13 protein-coding genes and 3 tRNA genes are annotated in these 22,499 nt (G+C 43.0%); all 16 read right to left on the reverse strand.

Annotated elements, in window-relative coordinates:
• Window positions 1-262: 262 nt before the first annotated feature.
• Entirely contained in the window at window positions 263-628 is a 366-nt protein-coding gene (locus C4F40_RS18340; RefSeq protein ID WP_196940884.1) for an ISAon1 family transposase N-terminal region protein, read from the reverse strand.
• 131 nt (window positions 629-759) lie between these two features.
• Window positions 760-834 (reverse strand) — tRNA-Val (locus tag C4F40_RS18345).
• Between the two features lie 127 nt (window positions 835-961).
• Window positions 962-1,036, reverse strand: a tRNA-Val gene (locus tag C4F40_RS18350).
• Window positions 1,037-1,048: 12 nt separating this feature from the next.
• A tRNA-Val gene (locus tag C4F40_RS18355) sits at window positions 1,049-1,123 on the reverse strand.
• Window positions 1,124-1,233: 110 nt separating this feature from the next.
• Complete coding sequence (locus C4F40_RS18360) at window positions 1,234-3,216, reverse strand: putative porin (protein ID WP_196940885.1); 1,983 nt, start codon at window positions 3,214-3,216, stop codon at window positions 1,234-1,236.
• Window positions 3,217-3,257: 41 nt separating this feature from the next.
• Window positions 3,258-4,073: a purine-nucleoside phosphorylase gene (locus tag C4F40_RS18365; protein ID WP_196940886.1), complete on the reverse strand. Its 816-nt coding sequence runs from the start codon at window positions 4,071-4,073 to the stop codon at window positions 3,258-3,260.
• A gap of 683 nt (window positions 4,074-4,756) precedes the next feature.
• Window positions 4,757-6,250, reverse strand: coding sequence for a sodium:solute symporter (locus C4F40_RS18370; protein WP_196940887.1), 1,494 nt, complete (start codon window positions 6,248-6,250; stop codon window positions 4,757-4,759).
• A 3-nt stretch (window positions 6,251-6,253) separates the two neighbouring features.
• Window positions 6,254-7,072 carry an N-acetylmuramic acid 6-phosphate etherase gene (murQ, locus tag C4F40_RS18375; protein ID WP_196940888.1) on the reverse strand — a complete coding sequence of 273 codons (819 nt, stop codon included), beginning with the start codon at window positions 7,070-7,072 and terminating at the stop codon, window positions 6,254-6,256.
• An 87-nt stretch (window positions 7,073-7,159) separates the two neighbouring features.
• The gene (locus tag C4F40_RS18380; RefSeq protein WP_196940889.1) at window positions 7,160-9,619 is read right to left on the reverse strand and encodes a glycoside hydrolase family 9 protein; all 2,460 of its coding nucleotides are present in this window, start codon (window positions 9,617-9,619) and stop codon (window positions 7,160-7,162) included.
• A 4-nt stretch (window positions 9,620-9,623) separates the two neighbouring features.
• Complete coding sequence (locus C4F40_RS18385) at window positions 9,624-11,462, reverse strand: outer membrane protein assembly factor BamB family protein (RefSeq protein ID WP_196940890.1); 1,839 nt, start codon at window positions 11,460-11,462, stop codon at window positions 9,624-9,626.
• Window positions 11,463-11,538: 76 nt separating this feature from the next.
• A complete protein-coding gene (locus C4F40_RS18390) occupies window positions 11,539-12,405 on the reverse strand; it encodes a hypothetical protein (RefSeq protein ID WP_196940891.1) in 867 nt (288 codons plus the stop codon).
• 31 nt (window positions 12,406-12,436) lie between these two features.
• On the reverse strand, window positions 12,437-14,302 hold the full coding sequence (locus C4F40_RS18395) for a SusD/RagB family nutrient-binding outer membrane lipoprotein (RefSeq protein WP_196940892.1): 1,866 nt from the start codon (window positions 14,300-14,302) through the stop codon (window positions 12,437-12,439).
• 12 nt (window positions 14,303-14,314) lie between these two features.
• A complete protein-coding gene (locus tag C4F40_RS18400) occupies window positions 14,315-17,464 on the reverse strand; it encodes a SusC/RagA family TonB-linked outer membrane protein (protein ID WP_196940893.1) in 3,150 nt (1,049 codons plus the stop codon).
• A 211-nt stretch (window positions 17,465-17,675) separates the two neighbouring features.
• Complete coding sequence (locus tag C4F40_RS18405; protein WP_196940894.1) at window positions 17,676-19,169, reverse strand: glycoside hydrolase family 10-like protein; 1,494 nt, start codon at window positions 19,167-19,169, stop codon at window positions 17,676-17,678.
• Between the two features lie 13 nt (window positions 19,170-19,182).
• On the reverse strand, window positions 19,183-20,640 hold the full coding sequence (locus C4F40_RS18410) for a DUF4623 domain-containing protein (RefSeq protein WP_196940895.1): 1,458 nt from the start codon (window positions 20,638-20,640) through the stop codon (window positions 19,183-19,185).
• A 29-nt stretch (window positions 20,641-20,669) separates the two neighbouring features.
• Window positions 20,670-22,484 (reverse strand): RagB/SusD family nutrient uptake outer membrane protein, encoded by a 1,815-nt coding sequence (locus C4F40_RS18415; protein WP_196940896.1) that lies wholly within the window; start codon window positions 22,482-22,484, stop codon window positions 20,670-20,672.
• Window positions 22,485-22,499: the final 15 nt, after the last annotated feature.

Genomic DNA, 22,499 nt, shown 5'->3' on the forward strand with positions numbered 1-22,499 from the left:
TCTGTGTTTTTTTCCGTTCAGTCTGTCCTCACTGGTTCCTTTTTTTCCGTTTGCTTCTTTGTTGGTGACCACGGTATAGAGCTCGCCATGGGATAGGCAGGTTTCGTCAATGGAAAGATGGCCGCTGATATTCTGTGGGAAGATCAATCCATCCCTTGCATTTTCGCGATGCTCCCAATCCTGGAACCCGCTCAGTTTATTGCGGTAGTACCTCCTTAATTTACTGGCCGATATCCCATAGAATGAACTGATGGTCTGGATGCTATATGCCTGACTGTCCGCTGATTCCTTTTAAAAAAGCCGCGAAATCCTGTGTGATACGTGTTCCTTTTGCTACTAACTCCCAATTTCTGTAAACGACTTTGTCGCTATCCTGATTGAGCCATCTGCGGCGCTTGACATGAAGATAGACCTGCATGCCACGGATCGGAAAATCTTGAAGAGTAATAGGTTCGAAAAATCCCTTGGAAACCAATTTTTGTCCCTGATATTCTTCAGGTGTGCTGTTAAGTTCTTCCAAAAAGATATCCAGTCTTTTTTCTTCTTTGGAATAGTGGGTCATCTCAAAATAATCGGAAACTCCTTCGGGAATAATTAAGGGCATTAAAGCGTTAAACGAATCGTGCATCTGTATAAATATCAAAGCACAAATATCTAATTATTTTTTATCCCCTCCACAACTTTTGTACATGATCCCTGTTTTATAGAAAAAAGCTTTATAAACAAAAAGAGTTCCCTTGCGGAAACTCTTTTTGCACGTGGGGATTACTGGGTTCGAACCAGTGACCCCTACCTTGTCGAGGTAGTGCTCTAAACCAGCTGAGCTAAACCCCCGTTTTATAAAAACCCAAATGGCTCCTTTTCTCTTAACAGTAACCGTTACAAAAATACGGTAAAGGTTCTTGATGGCCATGAGCAACAAACACTTTCAGAAAAAAAGCACCCCGTTGGATGCTTTGTGTGGGAGATACTGGGTTCGAACCAGTGACCCCCTGCTTGTAAGGCAGGTGCTCTGAACCAGCTGAGCTAATCTCCCGAGTGCTGTTTGTGGAGAATACTGGGTTCGAACCAGTGACCCCCTGCTTGTAAGGCAGGTGCTCTGAACCAGCTGAGCTAATTCTCCTTTCGCTAATTGCGTGTGCAAATATAGGTCTTAATTTTTAGTTTCAAAATATTTTACCAACATTTTTTAACAGTTATCACACAATCAACTAAAATACAATTACATAAACTTTAGTCATAAAACTTCCACGAAACACCGAAACGCAAGTTAGCCGGATTCATGGGATATCGCCGTACAGAATAATACCCTTTGGGATAGATATGTTGGTTGACAAAGTTATAACTGATAAACAAATTCACCCGCTTAATATTTGCCGTAGCCCAAACATCCACAATAGGATACGTGGAAAACTCCAGCCCTACATTATCATTATAAAACTGGCCGGCATTGATTGCATAAGACGGTGTTGTAAAAGGGGTATTAAACTTCCCATCCAACCCTATTCTGAAATCCAGCACTTTATACGCTACATCACCGTAATAAAAGCTATGCCAGGTGTATAGTTCGGGTGTCGCGAGTATATCCATGGCATCCGATTTCTGATACACTACCAGGTTTTTCAGGCCGAAATTACCAAATCTAAAGTTCTGCCCTACACTTAATTTCAGCAGGTTAAGATTACTGAACTGCGCAGGTTCAATCAACTTCTCCAATCGCTCATTATTACTGGGATTATCCACCTCCCTAAAGTAGAGGTAATTACTGATTAAAAAATATTCCGCTTTCCCGGAGAATCCGATTTTATCGTTTTGGTACTTGAACGAGAGATTCTGTGTCTTTTCCTTATCGAGGCTACTCGACCAGGTATGGTAGGTGTAGTTCATCCGGGAAAATGCCATTTCAGGTGATTTATTTTGCGAATACGCACCAATGGAAACCCGGCCTATTTTATCGCCCACAAACACGTCGGCGTTGGCTTCATATAGAAAATCGCCTACATTTCTTCCAAGTACGATTTGATTGACCGCCAATTTCAAATTTACCTTGTTGCTGAATTGGTAGCTTACATCTCCTTTAACGGCGCTATTTTGAAAGAATTCGCTCGACAGGCTATCTTCGTACCAGATCAAGTCATTTTGAAAACCAAGATTTAATTTGGCTTCATTTTTTAACAACGATTTGTTTCTTAAATAAAAGGAATAGGTGAACTCATTGGATATCGTTGTAATATTGGTTGTATCGTGCGTCATACTCGAATTTCCAAAGGGAAAAGCGCCAAACAGATCTTCTTCATTTTTAAAGAAAATATACTTTCGCTGCCGAATGGACGAATTGTGTGCAAACGCGTTGGTCGGATGGATTTCCATTTCAGGCAAACCTGCATTTAGCGTATCCAACCTACCGATATAGAACGACTGACGTAGAAAAAGTCCGTTATCCAACCATTTATTATAGGGTCTATTGGCCTGCTGTCCTTTTAAGCGAGTCGTTACGCCGTACAAAGAGGTCACGTTATTATCTCTGAAAATACTGTCGTTGGTAACTGAACCGTTCTCCGTGGCATCGATCTTATTAAAAGCCGCATTTACCAACATATTATACCGCCGACTGGGGGATTCGTACCACGAAAAAACGGATCCTTTACGATCTGCATAGGCTTGGTTAAAATAATACCCATCCGTGTTCGTTGCTTCGTATTGTGCTCCAATGTTCCAATGTGGGTTAATATTCTGTGCAATTTTTGCTTTAAATACCTGATCGTCGAAAAAGAATCCAACGGCATAGAGTTCTGAATACCGCGCCCTGGCTCTATAATAGATAACCGAATCGGACGTCAACAAATATCTTTCGAGTGAATGGAAACCGGGTTGAAATCCGATGGATTTATTGGGGTTAAAAAGTAAATCTCTCGTTGCTAATCCATAAGACCCCAAATGTATACTTGGGTTCCAGGGATGATTCTGCGGGTTGTAATATTGAAAATTGTAATGTGTGGTATCGATCTGCTTGGTATGCGATGCATTCTTTAACATATTCAGTGTTGCATACCGAACGTATTTTGCATTAAAGATAACCGAATCCTTCTTATTATCCTCCAGCGCACGTGCCGAATCCAACGCACTGCTAAACTCCTCCTCTTCCTGCGCATAACCTCGTGAAGTTACGCCCGCCAACATGACGACACTAAAAAGAATGCGTATCAAATACTTCATGTAATCTATTTATTATCCAGCAAACTTAGATAACTTGCCGTTTATATGCAAGCGATTAACTCCTTTAATATAGCAGTGAGCTTTGGCTCGGCCTCGGCGGCCACTGCAACAATTTCGGCCAATGATACGGGCTTTAAATCCGTATGGTACCCCTCATCGGTAACGACGGATATGGCGAAAACGGGAAGTCCCATATGATTCGCTACAATTACTTCGGGCACCGTACTCATGCCCACGATATCTCCACCGATAATACGCATGTATCGGTATTCTGCTCTCGTTTCCAGATTAGGTCCGGGTGTAGCAACATAAACGACTTTATGTGCGGTGATGTTCAACTTTTTGGCGATTTCTAAGCCCCGCTGCAACATGTCTCTGTCGTACGGCTCACTCATATCGGGAAACCGGGGGCCAAAATCATCGTCGTTGGATCCGCGGAGTGGATTATCGGGTAAAAGATTAATATGATCGTCAATAATCCCGATATGTCCTTTCTGAATGGCTGGGTTTAAGGATCCTGACGCATTCGACACAAATAGCTTTTGCACACCTAGGGCCTTCATGATCCGTACGGGAAAGGTGATTTCTTGCATATCGTATCCTTCATAATAATGAAGACGGCCTTGCATAGCCACCACATTTCGGCCGTTTAACGTACCAAAAATAAGCCTGCCGGAATGAAATTCGACCGTGGAAATTGGGAAGTTGGGGATATTCGCATACATGAGTTGATGCGCTACTTTAATTTCATCGACCAGCTTACCTAGACCGGTACCCAATATAATCCCAAATTCGGGTGTAAAGTCGCCTATTTTACGGCGAATAGAAGTTATTGTTTCGTTTATTAGATGATACATGCGTGCAAAAAAACTTAGAATCAAACTTAGAGAAAGTTGCTTACGTATACAACTATAATTCGGGAAATAAAAAGCGGCTTATTCATCAATGTATGTCTTTAACCTACTTTTATTCTTAAGGGAAATAAGTGAAGGGGGAAATGAAGGTTTATTTTAAACAGTTGAAATTTCCCATTTCACCACCTCTCCGTCGCTGCCACGACAGGGCCTTCATTTTTTTTCTTGACAAAAAAAACGAAGCAAAAAAAGTCAAGGCTGATACCGTATTTGTCGTTTCGGCTACGCGATGATGCAACGCGCAGCTCTTAGGCCTCCAACGCATAGCCCATCCCAAAGGCTGAGACCTGCTTGGTGAAGTGCTAGGTACACGTTACTGCAACACATCATCTGCTGCCTACTCGTCCAAATCCGCTAAGGCCGTTTTCTTTTCATCTCAGCTGAACTGTAATAGTATCGTTTACCACAGCACTTCCTTACATACCCGACAAATGTCGCCTTAGCGGGTCGACAATAGCAGGCATGGTGAACCGTGGTGTCGAGCCGGTACAGCGACGATTTTTTTCTTCTTTTTATAAAAAAAGAAGTCGCCCCTGCGCCGGCGACAGAGGCGCATAAAAATTGACTAAGAAAAACCTTCCTTTGTTTTACTTAATGGTATTATGAGGAGAAACTTAACGTTTCTCCTACCGAAGAGAAGCTTGTTTTTCTTGCGACATGCGCCCCGGAGACGTTACCAATAACAACAAGCATGTTATCAAGCCATTGTACACGATCAATTCGAAACCGATACGGTATGTGGTATAAGGCACGACGTAATAGGTGTTCAATAAAAACAACACAACAGGAGAAAGCACACAAAAATAAGGCACCAGTTTATCATTTACCTGCAACTTGGTTAAAATACCAAAAGCAAACAACCCAAGCAGCGGACCATAGGTATAACTAGCGGCTGTAAATATTGCCGTAACCACCGAATCGTTGTTTATTAACCGGAACACCAATATCACGAGCAACATGATTACGGAGAAGACCAGGTGTACTATATTTCTAGAACGCACCAATGCCGGAGCATTGGGGTCTGCTTTTTTATTGAAATTGAGAAAATCTATACAGAATGAGGTTGTGAGGGCCGTAAGTGCCGAATCTGTTGTTGCAAAAGTGGCTGCTGTTAGCCCCATCATGAATACAATGCCGGCCACTACAGTCAAGTTATTCAATGCAATCTCGGGATACAGGTAATCCGGTGTGCGCAATGCACTGATATCAATGCCTTTCTCGCCCACATAAATGTACAGCAATGCGCCTACTGCTAAGAAAAATAGATTAATGACGACGAAAATACTGGTGAAGGTCAACATGTTCTTTTGTGCTTCACCGATTGTTTTCATGCTTAAATTTTTCTGCATCAAATCCTGATCCAACCCTGTCATCGCGATGGTAACAAAGGCTCCACCGATCATATGTTTCCAAAAGTGGTTTTTATCGCCCAACAGGTTCTCCCAAATAAAAATCTGTGAGTAGGTACTATCTTTTACTTTTTCAAACGCTTCAAATACCGAAACCCCTAAGCCATCTGCCATGAAAAAGATCGAAAGCACCACAGCGAGCAACAGGCAGAACGTCTGCAGCATGTCGGTAATGATGATGGTCTTTAATCCGCCCTTATTTGTATAAAGCCATATCAACAAAAGGCAAACAGCGACTGTTACCGCGAAAGGAACATTCCATGCATCAAAAATGAATTTTTGCAGGATGATCGCGACAAGGTATAAGCGAAATGCGGACCCGATGGTACGAGATACCAAAAAGATCATTGCTCCTGTTTTATAACTCCTGTGCCCAAGTCTTTCCTCTAAGTAGGTGTAAATAGACGTCAGATTCATGCGGTAATACAGGGGTAGCAAAACGTATGCTATCACTAGAAAACCCAGCGCATTTCCCAAGACGAACTGAAAATAGCTAAAATTGGAGAGACCCACTGCTCCCGGTACGGAGATAAAGGTTACTCCCGATAGTGCTGTCCCTATCATCCCGAAGGCGACCATGTACCATTTGGAATTCTTATTTGCGACGAAAAAAGTGGAGTTGTCGGATGATTTTTTAGCTGTAAAATGAGATACGCTTAACAGCACAGCAAAGTAAACAACCAAGAAAGCGAGAAGAGTTAGAGGAGACATATGCTAGTGTTTAGTAAGGTGTTGGTGATTTTCTATGGCCTTGCGTACATTTCCGAATTCCTCGATCAAGGCTGTGGCAGTCTCCTCATCCACTCCCGTTTCGGCCATTACCATCCGCACACCACGACCTACCAGTTTATGATTAGAAAGCTGCATATCTACCATTTTATTACCTTTTACACGGCCCAATTGGATCATTACGGAGGTACTGATCATGTTTAAAACCAATTTTTGTGCTGTACCGGCTTTCATTCGGGTAGATCCCGTTACGAATTCAGGCCCTACAATCACTTCTACCGGAAATTGCGCCTCTTTGGCGATAGGTGAATTGCCGTTACAAACGATACAACCCGTTACCACGCCACTTTCATTTGCTTTCCGGAGTCCACCTATTACGTACGGAGTCGTACCCGACGCTGCAATACCGATCACGACATCATCTGAATTAATGGCAAACTCCTCCAGATCTTTCCACGCCTGCTCCATATCATCTTCCGCAAATTCGACCGCTTTACGAATCGCAATATCTCCACCTGCTATCAGTCCGACCACCCAATCAAAGGGTACGCCATAGGTCGGAGGACATTCCGATGCATCCAATATTCCCAATCGTCCGCTAGTACCCGCGCCGATATAGAACAGCCTTCCGCCAGATTGCATTTTTTCAACCGCGATTTTCACCAAAGGCTCTATCTGAGGAATCGACTTTTCAACCGCCAACGGAACCGTAGTATCCTCCTTATTTATATTCGTCAATAACTCAAGAACAGACATCTTGTCCAGATCTTGGTAATTCGAATCTTTCTCTGTCGTATTTATCATGTTATTAGAGATTCTGATTACTGTAGTAGTAATATTTCGTAAATATGCAAAATAATTATAAAACATGCAAAAACACGCACAACTATTCTACATTTTTTTCAGTAGCACGAAATTATAATTTTTTAGCTTTAATTCGCGTATTAATTCGTCAAGATGTTGGTATAGTTTATCCTTTCTTCTCTTATCCGTACCGAGATGAATCAGCATAATACTTCCATTTAGTCCTTTCTGCGCTTCTACAGCATATATCTGATTAATAATCGCTTCCGACGTGACATAGCGGGACTCCATTTGAGGATACGTATAATCCGCAGCTGTTCGTATCCCAGGTGTAAAATTATAGGTTTGTATGCCCATCTTATTTGCCCAGCCTACTATCTGCTCGTTATACCACTCATAAGGCGGAATAAAGTGATCAACCGGTGTAATACCAATTTTTGCCAATCGATCTACATTTAGCTGTAAGTCCTTTTTAAAATCGGCTTCGTTAACCAGCAAACTATCCCTATTTTCCCAAGGACTGTAGAGCAGATGTGCATCCGAATGAGGCCCTATATAATTCCCCTTTTTAAACAACCGTTTTAGTATTTTGGTATTTTTTTTAACAAATTCTCCTGTAACAAAAAAAGAACCTTTTACCTGATTTTTGTCCAGCGCTTTTTCAACCTCAGCAATACCATCGCGAAATTCATGCCCGGTAAAGACCAAGCTTATCTGCTTTTTGCTCGTATCGCCCTGCACAATCGCGCCATATTTATCTTTTATTTTCGACGACTGCCTTTTACTTTCCTGCGCAGCGAGCAGATAGATTAGCGAAGCCGTGCCATCCATGGTGGGCTCGTTGGTACTGTAATCGCCAAAATCGTCGTGATACACCACCAGATCACTCTGAAATTCGGCGTATTCATCTTCTTCTAATAATTTAATACCGATTAGGCTGTTGTAGGTAGCGGTATATACCGGGCCATCTACCAAGCCTCCGTCAATAGGATACTGTTGGAGGTGCGTAAATGCCGAATGGGGATCGACAGGTGTATCTCCCCAGGCGGGTAATCCGTATACCATAGAAGTACCCCACGGATTTACACCAAAGAGCCAGTCCAAATTCGCCTGCTCCAATTCATCGTAGCGCTCATCGCCCGAAACCGTACGGTACCAAAGGCATTGAATAGCAAAGGAAGTGGTCAGGTTATTGCTGCACCAGATGAAAGGTACGCCCCTGAAAAACATATTCTGTTGTGCACGTTCCCAAACCGCATCAATTCCAGCTTTGTAATAAGAAAGCACTTCGGCTCGGGCTTCTCCCTCCAGCTTTTTAGCAAGCTCATGATGCCCCAAATTGATAAACGGATAATATTGATAATGATTGGCGGTATCCCGTATCATCCACGGCGTTATCTTTTCCTGCTTAGCGTACGACAACGCCGCATTCACATGTTTTTTGTCACCAAAAAGCGTATGCATTTCAATTTCCGCCAGTTCCATATCATCTACCCAATTATCTTCGGCATAGATATACGGTGACTTAACCGAAACAGTCTGTGTTACTCCCGGTTTGATGTGGCTGTACGCATAAGCGGTCCGCGCCTTTGACTTTAGCTGCCTGCTATAGGTCGAATTGAAGCCGTGGAATAAACGATGTCCCAATGCAAAAGCACTTACAAACTTAGCTGCTGTGGAGCTCGTACCGGTTGTATTATTCAGAAATTTGCCCCTTTGCTGCGGATTACCGTCGATAAAATAAACCGGCCGTTCAAATCCCCTACCGTAATACGGATCTTCACCGGGCATCCGCAATTTGGTATGGTCCCTGTCGTCGGCGATCTGGTTAAACATGATATTCGATTTGGGGTGCATCTTCAACAGCCAATCTAATCCCCACTTGGCTTCGTCTAAGACATCCGCCAGTCCGTTGTGTCCATCCAGCCCATTGGCTTGCTTTTGATCCGAAAATACTTCCGGAAAATCACGATAAGCTGCCAGCAGGTGATAGGTGGCATTGGCTGATGTTGTCGCATATTGCAAGTAATCCGATGCGTCGTGCCAACCGCCCCCTACATCTACATGGGTACTATCCGGCAAACCGACAGGTTGTGCATATAGCGTAAAACCATCGTGCGTATGGCAGCTGTCTTGCAGAAAGGGATTGAACAAAGTGCGTTGCTGCCGCATATAGCGCAGCGTAAAATCCGCTGTGCCTTGGTATACGTCGTTGTTAATTTTAAAAACAGTGGATTTTACATCTTTAACGCGTAGGTAGTAGGTTCCGGCCTGCTTCCAATCTGAGAAATCCAACCGGTAACCCGATGTAAAAGGTCCGTAACGGCCAAAAGCCTGTCCAGCTGTCCCTTTGAATACCGTTTTATTGGATTTGCTATCGATGATTTCGAATGCGGTTATCGCTTCATTTCCCTTGGAAACCCATACCGCGACCTTTTTAGATTCGGGGAGGTAGCCCAGTTGATTAATCCGTATCCACGTATTTTCCTGCCCTTTTCCGAGGAGGAACAGTCCGACAAAAATCGATAGAAATAGGATCTTCTTCATGCCTTTAGTATTGCAGTAAAACGATCTTACCGTCCATCGTACTTACCGCTACTTTATTTTTAAGCACCAAAGGCGGATTTATCATTGCGTTTGAAATTTTATATTGCCAGGCTACTTCGCCGGACGTATGTTGTACAGCGGATAACAGGCCGGAATTACTCGGCACGAACGCTAGTGTCGGAGAGCTATAAATAGCCGTAGGTACAATGTCGTACGGCAACTGTAGGGATGATTTCCAGTCGATTACCATGGTATCGGCTTTTGCCGATACCCCCAACAGTTCGCCGTCCATCGTTTTGACATATATATTTCTTTTATCGCGCGAAAGACCCATCGATTCCCGCACACGATGCTGCTCTTGTTTTGCTCTCCAGATCTGTTTCCCTGTTTTTAAGTCGAGTGCAGTCATATAACGATCTGGTGCAACTATAAACATCCGGTTATTCACCACCACGGGATAACATGCTGCGGCAGACAACATCCGATTGCCGTGTCCGTTATTCCATTCCCACACGAGCTGACCCGTATTTACATCGAGCGCATAAAAACCATTCCCCCAGCTTCCAAAAATCACTTTATTATCCGCAATCGTGGGCAGGGTAGATACATAGCCCTTTACGCCTTCGAATTTCCAGACTTCGTTTCCAGTAAGCAGATCAAGGCAACGGAAAAATCCGTCCGATCCGCCGATATAAGCTTTTCCTTTGTAGAGCTGTGGAGAACCCAATACCGCTTTCGACGTTTCTGTTTTCCAACGCACAGTACCCGTTTTGGCATCCAATCCATAGATAAAATGGTCTGAGGAGCCCACAACTACGATTCCTTTTTCTACCGCAGGGGTGGAATAGACCTTACCGCCCGTTTTATACGACCAGATCTTTTTTCCGTCGGCTAAACTGAGCGCATATACCTCGCCGACTGTATTAGCGGTAAACAGCAACTTACCATCGGAAGTAATACCCGCGCCGATATCGCCATGGTCTTGGTATTCCCATAGCAATTTTGCTTTACTCTTACTATTTACCGAATAATCCGGACGTTTTACTGCCTGCCCCGAAACATCTTGGAATTTTTTCAGTGGCAGCTTTAACCAATAATCTTCTGTGGACAGCAATGGTCTACGCGTTTGGAAAAAAATGGAGTCCGGTTGTATCGTTATAATATTGTAACCTCCCACTTTCTCCTTTGCACGAAGATTCGAACGCACCATGACACCGGGGATACCTTCCCAGTCGTACAGCCTATTTTGATGACCATGACCACATGTTGCCACTTGAATATTTCGTTGTTTCAATCGGTCTATTTTTTCAAACCAGTTGTTTAAGGAAGAGTCGAGTGGATAATGGTTAATGGCAATCAGTGGTGTTTCTTTATCTGGATTTGCTTTGAATACCGAATCCATCCACACGAGATTTTCACGTGGAATCTGTCCGGGGCTCATCCGCATATTAGGGCCTGAAGTCGTACCGATAAATTGGACACCTTTATGTTCGAAGAAGAAAGACTCAGCGCCAAATACCTTTCGAAAACTATTTGCGCCGCTTTCGGACCAATTGCTATCGTGGTTGCCGGGAATAACGTACAGGGGTAAATTAAGACTGTCTAAGATCCGTTTCGCTATCGCCAATTCTTCGTCCGATCCGAACTCGGTGACATCGCCGGATAGGATCACAAAGTCGATATCCTTTAGTTGATTCAGATCCTTTACGGTCCTTCTCAGGTCGTCCGCGCCGGTACCACCGCCTACATGCGTATCGGTTACTTGGGCGAATTTAAAGGATTGGGCAAAGGATAAGGATTGACAACATCCAAAAACTATGAGCAATCTGAAGAAATACTTCATATTAAAGACAAGGTTTATAGGAGGTCATTAATTGACCTCCCATTAAAATTAATAAGCTCACCTGCGCAAAAAAAAATTATAGCGCGGTAGCGACCCTTACGCCGGAAACTGGCGTCGCAGCACGATAACCTGCCAACATATGGTGATATACCCGACCTATAACTGCATTCCACCAGTCAGCGTAGTTGACCATATTCCCGGCAGTGTTGCGTACTACCAAGCTACCCTGATCCGAGCCATCCTGACCAATCATTCTGATTCGGTAATCTATTCTTGCCGTACCGGATGATACTTCCACTGTTTTGTTTACAGTAACGGGCTCCCAGCCAGTGGATTCGCCAAATGCGACGGGACTTCCTAGATTCATCCACTCGCTTTTCGTTCCTGTATCATTATCAGTAGTGTATTGGAACTGGTATTGTAGCTTCAAAGGTGTTGGCACACCCGCGGTTTCATAAAGCACATTATAAAACTTGACCCATGCCGTCGTACCGGTAAATTCCGTCGTAACCTTCGGGTAAGGCACTTCATTTTTTACAATGATTGGCGGCTTTGCAAAATCATGTACAATTACATTGTACTTTCCTGCTGGCAATTCAAAGCTTTGGTCATATGCTAAAGCTAAGCTAGACACCGCTCCGCGATAAAGTTTTAAATTAACAGTTCCTGGCTCTGTAGCAAAAAATTTTCCCACTGCTCCACTCGGTATAAAATTGTATACGGCTAATGGTGCAGTTTCGTTTGTTAGTAGCCGACCATTTAATTCTACTTTGTTAATATTATTCGCCGTTCCGGTCGGGATCGGGACCATATAATGCAGTTGAAATTGGGTTGTCGTCTCATCACTGATCGCAGTAGCATCATATTCGACGACATTTTTATCACAAGCTACATTAAACAAGAGACAGCTTAGTAATAATAATAATCTATCTAAATTTTTCATATTATGTATATTTACTATTATTAATATAAAATTATTGTGGCATCTCGCCTGGATAAGCAAACCATGGTATTGACGTTTGATAGTTGTCTGCCGTTCCCGGTATAGGCTTTAGTGTTTCTAATGATTTTAAATTCCACATATATTCCGAGTTGTAACGAGGTCTTAATCTATAGCTTGGAGAACCTTCGTTCCGAACGTCGTATGCCCCCTTTCTGCCTTGTACCTGCGCCGGATTCAAATAAAGCCCTTTATATACTTTTGATGGATTTGAATCCCATTTTTGATCGATCAGTGCCTGGATCCATCCATTTCCATTACTAGGGTAGTCACCATTATAATCAATATCGTAGTGATATTTACGCATATCCACCCACGCTTCAGGTGCACCCCAAGGATATAATGCAACCCATTTTTGCATCATAATATGTGAAAGCGTGAAATCTGTCAAACCATTAACGAACGGACCATCTACATACTGTGTCGAAAGTGTATTAAAAAGTTCTTTTGTGATTTTATCGCCTCCGGTAGCGCTTCCTTCCTTACCAGGAAAAATATACCGTGATGTAGTTTGCATGTCTGCGGCAACTGCGCGCTTAAACGCTTCAAACGCCTCTGAAGTTTGACCTATCTTAAAATAGGTTTCGGCTAAGCAAAATTGTATTTCTGAATAGGTGGTCAAGATGTACGGCGCATCATCTCTATAAATCCACCGACCAGTTCCATCATGCACCGTGCCTGTAAAAGTGGAGGCTATGTTTCTTCCGTAAAAGGACGGCGCAGTCCCAATAGAGCCGACTTTACTTGTGAAGTTTCCTCCGTAATAATTATAAGACTTTACGTTGTCCGCGTTACCTAAGTTTAGGTAAGTCGGATTACTTGTTGTAGACAATTTTACAGACACGCGGGGATCAAAATGCCCAGCTATGTTCAACAATGTATCTGTAATAATCTGTCTTTCCGCAAGCTTAAAAGGGTGATATGGATTTGTGTCTAGACGGATTTTGTCGCCGGTAGATTCATCGTAAGCAGGAACAGTTCCAGTAAAAACCTGTACAGCATATTCATGCTGGAAATAATTGTACGTCAAGTTAGGACGTGCAGTCCCCCAAAAATTATTGTAGGCATCATAAGGTGCTGATTGGGACCCACCATTTACTTTCACCGTCGCATCATCATCAGCACTCTGAAACGACTTACCCGCTGCTGTGATAAGCTCTTGGGCATAGGCTTCAGAGAAATTTGCTTTGTTCGTTAAAGAAGAAAGATTACGAACGATCACCCCATAAGCGAACTTTATCCACTTATCCTTGTCCCCGCTGTAGATAAAGTCATTATCGCTAATTCTGCTTCCGTAATTATGGTTATCCGCACGTTCAAGCAATTCGATCGCAGTATATGCCCATTCCCTTACTTGTGCATAAACATCCTTTTGATAATCGTAGTTATGGGAAAGTAGCTCCGGCACGAAAGCGTCATTCATAGGCAATTCGCCGTGAACTTTCGTTAATTGATCCCAACTAAACGCCTTCATTGCGTATCCGATACCAGCAAGGGTCCAATCTTCTGCTGCTAAAGATTGATTAATTAGATTTTCGAGGTTCATACCTTGCGTCCAATAAACCACTCTCCAAATCTCTCCACCAGCGTCGCTTCCTACCGGATAAAAGTGGTTTGCAAAGTTAGTATAAGCGTCAACAGTGGTACCCATCATTTGCGTCAAAGGACCAATTGCCCGTATGTCGAAATAAATACCTTGATATTGTTGTGTAATATTTGCAAGATATAGATGAGCATCTACATAAGCAGGCGCATCTATATTTTTGTTAACATCTAGGTATTTTTTACAGCCCCCCAGCATAATCAGCAAAGGAAGTAAATATATTAAGTTCTTTTTCATCGCTATCTATTCTTAATTCAATGTTAAACTAACGCCAACTGAAAATCCTCGAGGGTTGGGGATCGACCAAACATCGTAACCCTCTCCCCCAGTACCACCGGCGGCTGCAGAAACAGTATTTCCTACAGCATCGATTCCCGAATAGTTCGTCCAAGTAAATAAATCATTCCCTACGAAATACACATCTAAAGCAGAAACTATCTTCGTTCGGCTCAACATGCTCGTGGGTATTCGATATGAGAGTCGTAACTCTTGCATACGCAAATAATTCACTTTCTTCTCCAACCAATCTTCATCTCCGCCGCCGTATATGGTAGCTCCATAAATATTGTAGTCCAACCCTATGGTGTTTTTGGTCGGATTATCTGTATTTTCGTTTCCGTCCCTCAAAACCCCGTTTAAGACATAAGGGCCGCTCTCACGTAAAGCCACTGATTCCCAGCTTGTACCATTTGTCATCATAGCACGTTTTGTTCCATTGACAACTGTAGCACCGAAACGTCCAGCTAACAAGGTAGATAGACGCAAGCTTTTATACGTTAGGCTCGATACGACACCAAAGCGTAACTTTGGTTCTCGATCCCCGATCACTGACCAGTCAGCTTTAACGATCGGCATGCCTGTTGTAGGACTTATTAATATATCTCCGTTATCGTTTCGTTCATAAGCCCTACCTGTTAAAGACGTAATAGGATTTCCGACCATAATACCATTTCGAATATTTCCAGAATTCCAAGTATAAGCATTGTAATATTCGGTGACATTTTCAGGTAGATAAAGAACTTCTGACCCGCCCTTCGAAGCATTAACACCCAAATTCCAAGTTAAACCATTTGGATTCTTTATGATATCTCCATCAATATGTCCTTCCCAGCCCCACGTTTTAAATGAGCCAACGTTCATATTGTTTAAGACAAATCCTGTAGCATAGCTTAAACGAAATCCTTTGACAATTTGATCTTCATTCCGCGTGCCGAAATAGGTAAAGCTAGCATTTAATCTATTCTTTAACATTCGCAAATCAATACCCGCTTCATGGGCTGTGGTCATTTCCGGCCGAAGGTTCGGATTGGGACCGGTCGTTCCGTACATAAAACCACCTCCTGAAAGTTCGGTCGGCTGCAGCTGCGGATCTATTTCAAGCGGTCCTGCATCCTTACCGACTTGAGCGATCGATCCACGTAATTTGATATAATCAAACAACGCGATATTCTTCATGAATTTCAAATCCGATAAAATAAATGAGCCTTCTATCGCCGGATAAAAATAGCTGTTATTACTGGTTGGTAAAGTGGAAGACCAGTCATTTCGACCCCTTAAGGTTAGAAACGCAATATTATTGTAACCTAACTCAAATTGCCCCGACAGGGCTTGTATTCTTCTCTTTACGTTTCTCTGGCTTCCCGTTTGAGTTGCCGGATCTGTCGTATTGATGGACTGAAAGTCCGGAACAATAAATCCAGTTCCATTTAAAGCTGACCGAGTAACAGCATTTTCCAGTTGATGATACCCAACTTGTCCAGAAAATGAAAACTTGTCGTTAAAAAATTTATCATTGTATCCTCCCAAAATATTTATTGTGGGGTCGGAGAAATTAGCTTGTACAAGATTATACTGTCCTTCTCCAGCATTCCTATTAAAGTAGTATGGATGTGTTGACGTCTCGAAAGTTTGCATACCAACATCCCAACCCACCTGCGCTCTTACGAAGGTGTTCTTCATCGGCGTGATATTCAAGGCTACATTACTCAAGAAACGGTCCGATTTATCATAGAATTTATTTCTATTCATCGCGAATAGCGGATTTAACAAATCTTCATCAACGTAATAATTAGGAATTTTCATATGGCTGCCGTCTGCGGCTAAGTACTCGGCCATATTATCTACAATCGGCCATAGCATAGCTCGGTATAACGGTCCGTCTGTACCCCTCAAAACTTTATTATTACCGGTTTTTACATATTGCAAGGATCCATCAAACTTCAGCCAATCCGTTACTTGGGCTTGACCGGCAAGACTCAGATTTGTTCTCCCGTAGTCCGTCGTCTTTAACACCCCATCTTGTGCTAAATGCGAAAATCCCGCACGAATTGTCGCCTTTTCCGACCCCCCTTCGATAGATGCATTATGTCTGTTCTGATAGCCCGTCTGAAGGATCGCGCCTATATTGTCATAAAGCTCCATTCCGTCTGGATATAGCCCCCCAAACCGAGCCGTATTATAATAATTGGTCGTCCCGTAGTTGCCATTCGCATACTTGGTTTGCATATCGGGATAACCATAAGCCTTATCCCACTTAAAATAATTGCTATAATTAACTCTTCCTTTGCCGGCTTGACCTTTCTTAGTTGTGATGATAATAGCACCATTGGAAGCATCCGAACCATATAAAGCTGCTGCAGCGGCACCTTTTAATACCGTTAACGATTCGATGTCCTCTGGATTAAAGTCATTTCCGCGAGAAGCAAAATCTAAATTTCTAACTGAATAGGTGTCTCCTCCACCTCCGGCCATACCACCCAGGGGATCAAAAGATGAATTATTCATCGGCACACCATCTACAACATACAGCGGTTGGTTATTACCCGAAATTGAAGTAATATTTCGCAAAACAACAGTAGTAGAAGATCCAGGTGTTCCGCTTGTCGAGGTTACATTCAGACCGGGAACGCGACCAGCAAGCGCTGAGATGAAGCTTTCCCTCCCTGATTCCGTGATTGTTGGCCCATCAATCTGTTGAACGGATGATCCCACGGCTCTACTAGCGCGCTTCATACCAAATTCCGCTGTTACAAGCACCTCGTCCAAGGTACCTTCTTGAGCTTCCAGCAGCACATTAGCCGTGGTAGAACTTACCCGAATCTCTTTAGTGCGGTATCCAACGCCGCTGAAGCGAAGGGTACTCCCCAGCTGTGCATTAATGCTAAAACGTCCGTCCGTATCAGTTTGCGTCGAGGAAGAGCTACCAACTAGACTGACGGTAATTCCAGAAACCGGACCATTGACGTCGGTGACCACTCCGCTGATTACTTCTTGCTTAATTCCATCGGGGTGATAGAACAGTACCACTGAAGGATGTAGGTAAACTTCTGCCTTTAGACAGTCAAAGTCCGCAGAAAGAACCACTCCCAAAGCAAAAGAAAATAATAGTGATTTTCTCATTGTTAGTTAGTTTAAAGTAAATGATGATTCCATAATTCAGTATCCAGCACGTAATTTATTTCAATTGGAAAACAAAGAAGCTAAAACCTGCACTAATATAACCATAAACGAAACACAAAACCAAAATTTATGCATTTTTTTTCTTGTTTATTCAGGATAAAAAAAAACACGCACAAAGGCGTGTTTTTAATATCGATGCCGCAACGCTAGTTTATCTTTTCTCAACCGTATCGCTCGGGTCACTTTCTAAATTATCTGCATTTAGCGATGTCACACTGTAATAACCAACTTCTTCTACAGGCAACTCAGTAGATGTAACAACATCAACTAACTTTCCTTTCTTTTTCAAATCTGTAAAATGGTATATCGCATACCGGACATCGTCACCAGGTACTGCCGACCAACTTAATTTATTTCCGGCAACAGCAAGGTTAATCGGAGTTTCAGTGGGCGCAACAATTTCCCTTCCCATAAACGGCATAATCGCCTTATGGTTATACAATTCTGCCAATTGATCCGTAATCCCAATTCTGTTGCTATATACCGCCGTCGCATTATACATTACACTACCTTCCACTTTTCTGTATTTATCCACCATGTTAAATTGTCGAACCAATTCCTGTGTCGAGTGAAAAGGCGAGGTAGCATTTATTTCGGCACTGTTACCAAATTTATACATCGCATAGCCTACAGCCAACTTGGCTTTGTAAGCGTATTGCGACCAAATCGCCAAGTTAAAGTGAAAATCATTGGAAGCATTTCCAATTTCCTGGTATAGCTGCGGAATCAACAAATCAACCCAGCCTTCTTTACACCATTTCACCACATCCGCATACAGTACATTGCGGTTATAGTCTCTATTGGGTGCCGGCGATACAGAAAACACGATTTCAGGTCTATTCGCTACGACCGTTTCATACATGAGCTCAATAGTTTTGTCGACGTTATCGCGGCGCCAATCTTCGATTGTTGCAAAGCCGCTTCCAAGTTGTTCGTACAACTCCTGATCAGATGTCAACGCCCCTACCGATGTTGGATCGGGATAAAAATAATCGTCCATATGCAGACCATCTACGTCATACTTGGTGATAATATCTTTCGCCACATCCGCCAACCGTTTCCTTGCGCCTGCTATTGCAGGATTGTACATCTGAAGTTTCTCATGTTCCACGATCCACTCGGGATCAATGGATGGATGTAATGCGGGAAATGTAGCAGTTGCTGCAGTACGTGTTGTGATACGAAAAGGATTAATCCAAGCGTGGAATTCCAATCCTCTGGCATGCGCTTCTTCAACCAAAAAACCTAGCACATCATAGCCGGGATTTTTCCCACGTGTGTTGGTGAGAAAAGCGCTCCATGGCTCATAAGGCGACTCATAAAACGCATCGCCTTGACTACGAACCTGCACAAAAACAGCATTGAATCCCAGCGACACATAGTGGTCAAGCATGGCCCGATAACTGGCCTTTTGACCTTCAGCCTCATATAGGGGGTCAGAAAAATTTGTCGTACGGGGCCAGTCTATGTTCCAAACCGTAGCGATCCATACGGCACGCAGCTCTTTTTGGGGTAAAATTAAACCTGTTGATTCTTCAACACCCCCTACATCGGGACCACCCGTACCGATGTCCTTCTTACTACAACTGTACAAAACAGTTGTAGCCAAAAACAAATACAGTACATTCTTTAGAATATTTTTCATGCGCTTTATATTTTTAATCACCTATCTCTTTTTTGTTAAACTCGAACACAGCAAATCCATTATTTGCAGCCGCAGCGACGACCGAAAGCTTTAGATCATTACCATCCTCATCCTTTTCCACATGGAAGCTGGTTTGAGCAACAGGAGCACCGTTGTTGGAATTGGTTCCCAATGAATGTTGGAACACCGGACTAATTACTTCCGCGGTACTTAATGCCCGAATTGCAGAAACGACGTCGTCTCCCGCAGTAATATCATACATGAATACCGTAGATCCCTGATCCACAGGAGCAGTCGCAAAAAGCAGGTATCTCGAATTATTGAACTCGATGATTTTAGGGTCACTTGCCGTTGCGGGTAACACATTAGCAGGCATGGCGTACAATGTTGCGCCGTTAGCATCTACGACAACAATTGGATTGGCGTGAGTTGTGTAAAGGTAACTCGAAGAGGTGCCTACCCTGTTAAAATAATCCCAAATTACCCCGTATCCCACTGCCGGGGATATCAACGTTGGACTAGAGGCATTGGTAAAGTTAGATACACTGACACGAATCAATGATCTATTGTTAGTGACTGCATTACCATTATCCGCAAAATAAACGAAGCCGTTTCCAGTACTGGTCAAACTTGCCGACATCAAATCTCCTGCCCTAAAAGCACCTGACACACCAGGTACATTCGCAACTGGCAAGTCCAGTATGGTTTGTGGAGCTGCTGCTGGACTTTCGTAATGGTATAGCTTAAGCGCAGAACCTGACGTTAAATTACCCAACAGTATATGACCATCTACCATGTAACCTGTCATCCAGTGAAAAATTCCACCACCAGCAACTCCAGTCGTATTTAAGTTCATAGGCACAGTATTGCCGTTTCTTAAATCTTCCATCTTTAAAACATGAGGCTGTCCTGCACCAGAATTAGGAACTATTAATACATTCTCACCGTCGAATCCTACACTTCTCGTATTACCTCCAACAAAGGCGGAATACCGATCAGCTCCAAGTGGATTGGAAGAAAAGTCATGTATTTGAAAATCTACAAAATTAGCACCATCTGGTGGAGCAATCTGCTCGAACGTAATAAAGTACTCTTTCGTCCTAGGAGCGTTGTTGATTTTAAGCAAGGCAGTTGCTGTATAAACTCTTTCTGGGTAAACTACATTATACACACTCTGCTCAAGAGACGCGCCCTCAGCCAATTCAGCTTCCAGCTGTAAACGCGTAAAATCAGTCAGCGGGTTAATCGGAGGAAACGTAATCATTTTCGTGTTTTCGTTAATAACTCCGTCCAGTACCTCATCTCCATTTTCACCTGCATTGACAATCCGAATAGAACGAATATCGGTATGTTTACTACTCGTGTCCATCGCATCAGGAAGTTCATCTGAACAGGATAATAACCCGCCAAAGAAAAGAATTCCTAGGATTGGAAATATCTGCTTTTTCAATATATTGTTAATAAAATTCATAATTCATTTCTTTAAAAAATAAATATCTATTATTGCCAGCCTTCGGTTTGCGACAAGGTATAGCCCTGTGCCTTATACTCATTGATTTGATTAATGCCAACGGGTTGCAGATAAGGATTTAGATTCGGTTGATTCAAAAAAGGACGTCGTCCTTCATTCCTCGTATTGCGATAAAATCCGCGCATCGAAGAATTGTTACCACCATCATACGTCGTCAAATCTCCATCTAAATCGGCAACCATAAAGGTGCCGGCTCTGTCGCCACTTAGAAAACTCTGCAGATCCACTGGAAAGTTGACCCAACCACCCGAAAGCAGGTCAGAATTAGCCTCCGTATCTAAATACTGTATTTTACCCCATCTTCTCAAATCGACTAGACGGGAATATTCAAACGTAAATTCCATCCTTCTCTCCCGACGTATCTCCCAGATCAGATCAGATACATCACCATCTTTATTTGGATCTGCGGGTATATTAGCTAGCATTAACGGGCTCGTCTTGCTGACACCACGGGCTACCGCCTCGGCAGCCAATGGCCGATTACGAATTACATTTACCGAAGCAGTCAAATCTTCCTGCGTAACAGCTGAACCACCTACGGTTGCTGCTTCGGCCTTGGCTTCAATCCAATTCAACAGTACTTCTGCATAGCGAAGCACCGGATAATCGGTTTCATTATTGGTTGACCTATACTGTGTCAATTGATCTGCCCCGCCCCCCATAATATGTGCCTCGCCATCACGTGGCAAAAATTTCGTCACGTAAACCAAAGAGGCATTGTTGCGGGCATATGGCTGACTTAAGAACGTTGCCTCTAGACGCGAATCCCTTGTACGCACCAAATCCTGCACGTCGAAATCGTTCGCTCCACTAACCTGCGACATTTCCCATGGCTTTCCATCCGTACAGATGTAAGCTTTCAACAAATCTGTAGTCGGCCCTATATTCAGACTCTCCACAAGATTACTAGCCGATACGATAGCATGAGTAATACCTAAGGCAGCGTTATACTCCCGATACAGCAGCACATCTTTACTTCCTGTACTTGCAAGGTTGTTGGAGGTAAACTGAGCCTTGTAATCCATGGTAATCCCGTATTTGGCACTTTGTATGACCAGATCACCGGCAGTAATCGCTAAGTCAAAGAATTTCTTCGCCCGTTCATTGTTATTGTAATAATACTTTTGCCAAGAGCCTTCAAACAAGGCGATGCGCGAAGCAAATCCCGCTACGACATAGCGATTGATAAATTGCGCACCATCGTTCAGACGTGTGTTTGCCATTGCATAGACCAGATCGTCATATACGCCGTCCATGACAATATCCCGATCCGTACGATCTTTGTACAATTCTTCTCTTTCATTAGACAGAACCTCCCTATCATAATACGGGATATCTCCGTAAGCTAGTACCAATTCGGAATAACGGTAAGCACGCAAAAATCGTCCGATACCAACCCAATGATTTTTAGCTTCCTCGCTCAAAATTCCATCCATACGGGTACTGACTCTGTCTATCATAATGTTTGTCGAACGGATGTGTTCATAGTTCCAAATGCCGCTATTCGGCACAACTAAAGTGACATTAGCTTGATTGCCTAAGGACAACACGTCGTCGCTATTCGTAAAACTTAATAGTGGCGCCGCATCCTGACTATTATTAAGTCGACCATATCCCGAGAAGAATACAGGATAATACTGGTTGGCATATAGTCGGATATTGTCCTCACTTCTCCAATATGTTTGGTCATTTTCGACGGTAAGGTCAGGTCTATCCAAAAATTTGTCACAACCGGTAACAACGAAAAGCAGGACTAACGGTAGTATTTTATATATTAATTTCATAACTCATCCTTTTTT

The sequence above is a fragment of the Sphingobacterium pedocola genome (assembly GCF_015209965.1).
Classification (GTDB): domain Bacteria; phylum Bacteroidota; class Bacteroidia; order Sphingobacteriales; family Sphingobacteriaceae; genus Sphingobacterium; species Sphingobacterium pedocola.